This window comes from Sulfuricurvum sp. (assembly GCF_049277495.1).
Classification (GTDB): domain Bacteria; phylum Campylobacterota; class Campylobacteria; order Campylobacterales; family Sulfurimonadaceae; genus Sulfuricurvum.
Map to the genome: position 1 here is coordinate 1 of NZ_JBASYM010000040.1, position 5,331 is coordinate 5,331.

Genomic DNA, 5,331 nt, shown 5'->3' on the forward strand with positions numbered 1-5,331 from the left:
TCCGTATGCTCTCCGACTCCAAAACGGAGATCATCGAAAAAAGAGGTTTCGGTCATATCGGGGTTGATGGTCACGACTCCGACACCGCTGTTGCGTACCTCTTCGAACAGACTATGTCCAAAAGCCCGCAGGCCGGATTTCGTCGCCGTGTAGAGTGCCGAGAATTTAGAGCTTCGGGTTGCTTCGATGGAGGTGATGTTGATAATCGTCCCTTTGGTTGCTTTCAGAGAACGCAATAACAGATTCGTGAGTAAAATCGGGGCGGTGAGGTTGAGAAAAATCATGTCGATGATGGTTTGTGTGCTCAGCTCTTCATGCGGCTCGAACCGCCCGAATCCTGCGGCATTCACGAGCAGCTTCAGATTATCGGCGGCGGAGAGTTCTTCTGTTATGGATTCTATGGAGTCCGCATTGCTGAGATCACAGGCGATATGACGAAAACTCGGGTGATCGATAGCCCCTTTTCGTCGGCTGATTCCGATCACTGTATATCCCTCTTGTAACAACATCAGGGATATTGCTTCACCGATTCCGCTGCTGCTGCCGGTTACGATTGCCGTTGCCATGTTCTGATCCTCTCTTTGGGCAGGTAAGTTGTCGCTGTGCGTAATAATACCTCTAAAATATGGGTCTCGATTGTTTCGGGATAAGTCGCCATTTCATCTCTTACCGCATAGGGATAAAATGCGACGTCACTGCGGCGAAGTTTTTTGAGCGAGCGGAGGTGACTTTGGCTCATTCGGAAACTTCCCAGTGTGAGTTGTTCGATTGTATCGGGGTCAATGGTTGTAAAAATAGTCCGAATCAGTTCCGGATAAAGGGTGTCAAAATCATCCGTATAAATAACAGGGTCGATGCAAAGACGTACTTTCCATCCCAATGCGACCGCTTCGCGTATCGCCGATAACCGTTTTTCCAGTGACGGTGTCGCGTGCTCGTAGCGTTCGATAATATTCTGCGGCGAAAGGGTCCAGGCCAAGGTCGCTCTTTCATTGGGAGAACTGTTTTTCAGTGCTTTGATATTGGCGCTTTTCGTACGGATTTCGAGATGGAGGTTTTGATGGTGCGCAGCAAAATTGAGCCACATCTGCGTTTGATGCGTTAGTGTCTCGATAGCCATCGTATCGGTATCATAAGAGGTCGCTACCAGCGTGTCTCGACCCAGATAGGGAAGCAGTTCATCAAAGGCACTTTCGAGGTTTACGAATAACACCGTGTTAGCCGACGGGTAAAGCCCCTGCAGATAGCAGTAGTCGCAGTCATACAAGCACCCCATAACACTGGAAGCATAAAAAAACTGTTCATGACCGAAACCGTCGCTGTATTGACTCCCCTCATGTAAAAACTTCCCTTCTTTACGGGCAAGGATCAGTTTTTTAGAGTTGCTTTGCGCCGCAAAACTTTGCGAAGAGCGGTTAAAAACTTCTTTGTAGTGATCAATGACGATGACATGGGAATCGGAAAATTTTGCCCGGATCGCTTGTGTCTGAGGATGATTCAAAACACTTTGTTCGATGTAAAGGTGTGAAAAGAGTTTACGCGGTGAGGATTGAGGTGAGTTCTTCAAACAGCATACTCCTTTCGCGTTTGGAATTCGGGATCGCAGCGTCGCCCAGCGGGAGAGGAAGGGCAGAATTTTTGAGCCTAAAATAGCAGAGGGCATCTTCGAGGATATCCCCTTGGCTTTTAGTGAAATGGGTTTTGAATGTTTCGATCGTTGCTCTTTCCTCATCGCTAAACAGGCTGTGCTGCTTTTGAATACGGCTGAGATTTTCGCGCAAATGATCGAATGTCATCAGATGGGAACGGATGAGAGAGACAACACCCTCTTTGGTGACCCTCTCAGGCTCGCAATGATCGGAGACGATTTTGAGAAAGGCCATTTGATGAAGTTTGAAAAACCGTGACGCAGCCTGAAAAATTGCCGCACTCTCCATATCGACAGGAATATCGGACATAATGGAATGGGGAACATCTGTACAGATGAGAGATGTCTCGCGCAGAGAGTGGGGGTAAAGAATATCGGGATAGAAGCGCCGATCACCGTCGATAATCTGGTGGATCAAGAGAGCCTCACCCAAAGGAATACTAGAAGGTGCACCGCAAATTCCGATATTGATAAAAATATCTTCACTTTTGGGAATCCGCCACCCTAACAGGGCGCTCACTGCCATAGCGGCATTGAATTTGCCCATTCCGCTTACCAGCAGCAGCATATTGTCATTTCGGTAAAGGGTATAGGGGAGAGAGCTGTCGCGTTTAAGGCGGAAGTGCTCTATGATGGGTCTGGCTTCGGCATCGAGTGCAGTGACGATATAGTTCATTTTTTTATTGTACCATTTCTTGCATTTAAGCATAGTATTGGGTATAATTTCGCCTCTCTCCTCTAGACCTGTGCAAGGGTGCGCACTGACAACGTGTCAGGGTAGGAATACAGCAGCACATCAGTGCGTGTTTTGTGCCGCAGGTATCTGGTGGGGAGTCCTTCCTCCTCTTTTTTATCCATTTATTTATATTTCACTATACTATATAAACGTTTACCCATTAATCTTCTCGATAATTTCCCGCTTTACATCCGGTTGGGCTGCTCGGCGGATTATCCCGCAAATAACACAAATCTTCATACGCTTGTTTCAGCACTTTGCTCTCTCGTAATAACGGCAGCATTTTCTCATCTTTTTCATTGAGGGAAAGCGATTGGTTGTAGAGCAGCGCTTTTACTTCGGCATCAACAGCGGCTAACGCTGCTTCGAGATGGGTGAGTGAAATCATAATTTCTCTTTTTTGCAACCATTATAACGATGAGGTTCTAAAATAAGGAAGGTTGTAACGCTTTTAATTTAAATGTTTTACGATGAATTTCGCAATGACCGTAGAGACGGATAGCCTCAATGTGGGTTGCACTGCCATATCCCTTATGCCCTTCAAATCCGTATTGCGGATAGAGGGGTGCGAGTTCGACCATCTCACGATCCCGTGTCACTTTGGCCAAAATCGATGCGGCACTCACTTCGGGGACGGTAGCATCGGCTTTGACCATTGTTCGTAGACCGCTTACTCCGAATTTCGAATTGCCGTCATAGAGATAATCCGCTTCTCCCAGTGCGCTCATAATCTCACGCAACCCTGCTGCCAAACATGCAGAGAGCCCGAGCTCATCGATTTGTGCCGCACTAAAGCGGGCGATGTGATAGGTGGAATGTTCACGAATGAGTTCAAAGAGTTCTTCACGCTTTTTCTCGGTGAGCTTTTTAGAATCATTCAGCCCTAAAATCGGTTTATTTAAAATAACTCCCGCAATGGTCAGCGGTCCGGCCAACGGCCCTCGTCCTGCTTCATCGATTCCGCATAACACCATCTAAATACACCTGTTTCTTTTAGTATAATGGTATATTAGCATAGAATAAAAAAGGATTGTTATGAATAAAGCGTTACTTGCCTTGTGTGCCGGAAGTGTTATGGCATCAGCATCAATGATAGTTGGGTTTGGAGTTGAAGTCGATTCATACTCCCCTGAAGCAAAAGGAGATTTTCGCTATACCGATAACGGTATTACGACGGCAACCCGTTTTAACGGTGACAAGGATAGCCGGTATCAAGTGGGCGTTTATTTGGAGCACCCGATTCCGTTGATCCCCAATATTCGAGCCGATTTTACCCCTGAAACATCATTTGTGGGGGAAAATATCGGTGGCATCGGAACCAACACGGTTAAATTCTCTCAAATCGATACGACTCTTTATTATGAGATTTTAGACAATGTGGTGGATTTAGATATCGGGTTAACGGGCAAATTGGTTGATGGTGAAGTGACCGGAGCGGTGAATCAAAGTTTTGATACCGTTATCCCGATGGTTTATGTGGCTGCCGGAGTGAAAATTCCTACTCTGCCGGTTCGTTTGGATGCTGACCTTAAATATGTCGGATATAGCGGAAATTCGATCAGTGATATGCGTATCAAAGCTGCATGGGAAATATTTGCCGGTTTGGAAGCAGTGGCGGGGTATCGCTATGAATCACTCAAATTAGATGAAAATGACATTTATTCTACCCTTAAGATCCAAGGCCCGTTTATCGGGGTAGGCTACCGCTTCTAAGTATCATCCCCTAATGCCCATCTCTCAAACGGGATCATCTCGATTCGAGCGATCGGATGAGAGAGGGTACTTTCCAAATTCATCGTGACGGCAATGACTTCCCGAACACGGTTCGAGACGATAAATCCTTCCAGAGCTTCTACTTTTTTAAAGAGGGCATGCTCATTCGCAAACGGGGAAGCTAAGACAATTTGCCCCCGCTGCGGGAGATAGAAATCGATCCCTTCATCATAATAGCACTCAATCTTATGTTTATCAAGTTCGGAAAAAACGAGATTTTCAAAAATCCGCCCGAAATGTTTTTGGAGAGTTAGGGCATGTTTGATTGCAATATCGCACAAATAGAGTTTTTTGACGGCGCTGGGATGGTTGAATTTTTCCAGTGATTTGAGATAGCCCCGTTCAAACATCGACTGCAGATGGAGGTAGAGTTTGTCTTTGGATATTTTGCGCTCCCCTTTGAGCCGTTCGTAGAGATTGAATGCCGATACTTTTTGGGTCACCATTTTGGAGGCTTGGGCGAGAATGGAGAACTCGATCGGTTCGAGTGAGCGATTGAGGATACTCTGTAGATACAGTACCCGGTCTTCGCTGGGAATGCGGTGCATTGCAGGAAATCCGCCGAGTTGAAAAAAATGGTTTAGAGCGGTACCGTCAAATTTACTCTCAAAGGCCAAAAACTCTTCATAATCGAGCAAATCAAGATGGATCATTTGGAAAGGAAGTTCCAGCGCAATTTCACCGGAGAGGATAATTTGTTCTAATTCAAAGAGGTTGATGGCTTCGTTATAGTTATCGAGTGCAAGGATCGAAATTTTATTGTCACGGCAAAATTGCGGCAGGGAACGGTTAAGCTCATCGACTTCAAGCCGGCTGTCACGGCAGTCGAGATACAGATAGGTCGATTTCTTGTGATTCAGGAGATAGCTTTTGATCAGAGAGGTTTTTCCGGATTGTGCAATCCCATATATAAAGGTGCTTTCATCATTGATAGATTGCTTGCGTTCGGTAAAGCCGATGTTATGCAAATCGTATCGATAGTACTCATCCAATAAGGTATTCATGACTAAAATAATAGCGTAAAAAATATAGCTTCCTTATTAGAAGGAAGTAAATTTAACTCCTGTAACGATTTTTACCCCTAAAATCCTTGACCCTGAGCCGATATGTCAGTATAATTTCGCCGCCTTATATAGTTCAGACTAGATCTGACGAGTTCTTTTATCTAAGGAAA

7 protein-coding genes and 1 other RNA gene are annotated in these 5,331 nt (G+C 45.6%); 2 read left to right on the forward strand and 6 right to left on the reverse strand.

Annotated elements, in window-relative coordinates:
* From WAO38_RS07775 to WAO38_RS07785, 3 genes are all read right to left on the reverse strand, one after another.
* Positions 1 to 566 (reverse strand): SDR family NAD(P)-dependent oxidoreductase (locus tag WAO38_RS07775; RefSeq protein ID WP_422235943.1); only part of this gene is annotated, 566 nt, incomplete at its 3' end.
* Positions 548 to 1,567, reverse strand: coding sequence for an SPL family radical SAM protein (locus WAO38_RS07780; protein WP_422235945.1), 1,020 nt, complete (start codon positions 1,565 to 1,567; stop codon positions 548 to 550). The genes WAO38_RS07775 and WAO38_RS07780, both read right to left, overlap by 19 nt.
* Positions 1,536 to 2,324 carry a hypothetical protein gene (locus WAO38_RS07785; protein WP_422235947.1) on the reverse strand — a complete coding sequence of 263 codons (789 nt, stop codon included), beginning with the start codon at positions 2,322 to 2,324 and terminating at the stop codon, positions 1,536 to 1,538. Before WAO38_RS07785 ends, WAO38_RS07780 begins: the two co-directional genes overlap by 32 nt.
* A 59-nt stretch (positions 2,325 to 2,383) precedes the next feature.
* Here WAO38_RS07785 and ffs point away from each other — a divergent pair.
* An RNA gene (gene ffs / locus WAO38_RS07790) (signal recognition particle sRNA small type) lies at positions 2,384 to 2,481 on the forward strand.
* A gap of 63 nt (positions 2,482 to 2,544) precedes the next feature.
* Here the strand turns inward: ffs and WAO38_RS07795 are convergent.
* Together WAO38_RS07795 and WAO38_RS07800 are read right to left on the reverse strand one after the other, a co-directional pair.
* Positions 2,545 to 2,772 carry a hypothetical protein gene (locus WAO38_RS07795; RefSeq protein ID WP_422235949.1) on the reverse strand — a complete coding sequence of 76 codons (228 nt, stop codon included), beginning with the start codon at positions 2,770 to 2,772 and terminating at the stop codon, positions 2,545 to 2,547.
* Between the two features lie 37 nt (positions 2,773 to 2,809).
* Positions 2,810 to 3,358: a ribonuclease HII gene (locus WAO38_RS07800; protein WP_422235951.1), complete on the reverse strand. Its 549-nt coding sequence runs from the start codon at positions 3,356 to 3,358 to the stop codon at positions 2,810 to 2,812.
* Positions 3,359 to 3,419: 61 nt separating this feature from the next.
* Between WAO38_RS07800 and WAO38_RS07805 the strand changes: the two genes are divergently transcribed.
* Entirely contained in the window at positions 3,420 to 4,097 is a 678-nt protein-coding gene (locus WAO38_RS07805) for a TIGR04219 family outer membrane beta-barrel protein (RefSeq protein ID WP_422235953.1), read from the forward strand.
* Here the strand turns inward: WAO38_RS07805 and WAO38_RS07810 are convergent.
* Positions 4,094 to 5,161, reverse strand: a complete 1,068-nt coding sequence (locus WAO38_RS07810) for an ATP-binding protein (protein ID WP_422235955.1) — start codon at positions 5,159 to 5,161, stop codon at positions 4,094 to 4,096. The two genes, WAO38_RS07805 and WAO38_RS07810, sit on opposite strands and share 4 nt — an antisense overlap.
* Positions 5,162 to 5,331 lie beyond the last annotated feature (170 nt).

Excerpts from the sequence above, each read along its gene's own strand:
- WAO38_RS07795 (WP_422235949.1), bottom strand. The coding sequence starts at position 2,772 with ATGATTTCACTCACCCATCTCGAAGCAGCGTTAGCCGCTGTTGATGCC.
- WAO38_RS07785 (WP_422235947.1), bottom strand. The coding sequence starts at position 2,324 with ATGAACTATATCGTCACTGCACTCGATGCCGAAGCCAGACCCATCATA.
- WAO38_RS07805 (WP_422235953.1), top strand. The coding sequence starts at position 3,420 with ATGAATAAAGCGTTACTTGCCTTGTGTGCCGGAAGTGTTATGGCATCA.
- WAO38_RS07810 (WP_422235955.1), bottom strand. The coding sequence starts at position 5,161 with ATGAATACCTTATTGGATGAGTACTATCGATACGATTTGCATAACATC.
- WAO38_RS07800 (WP_422235951.1), bottom strand. The coding sequence starts at position 3,358 with ATGGTGTTATGCGGAATCGATGAAGCAGGACGAGGGCCGTTGGCCGGA.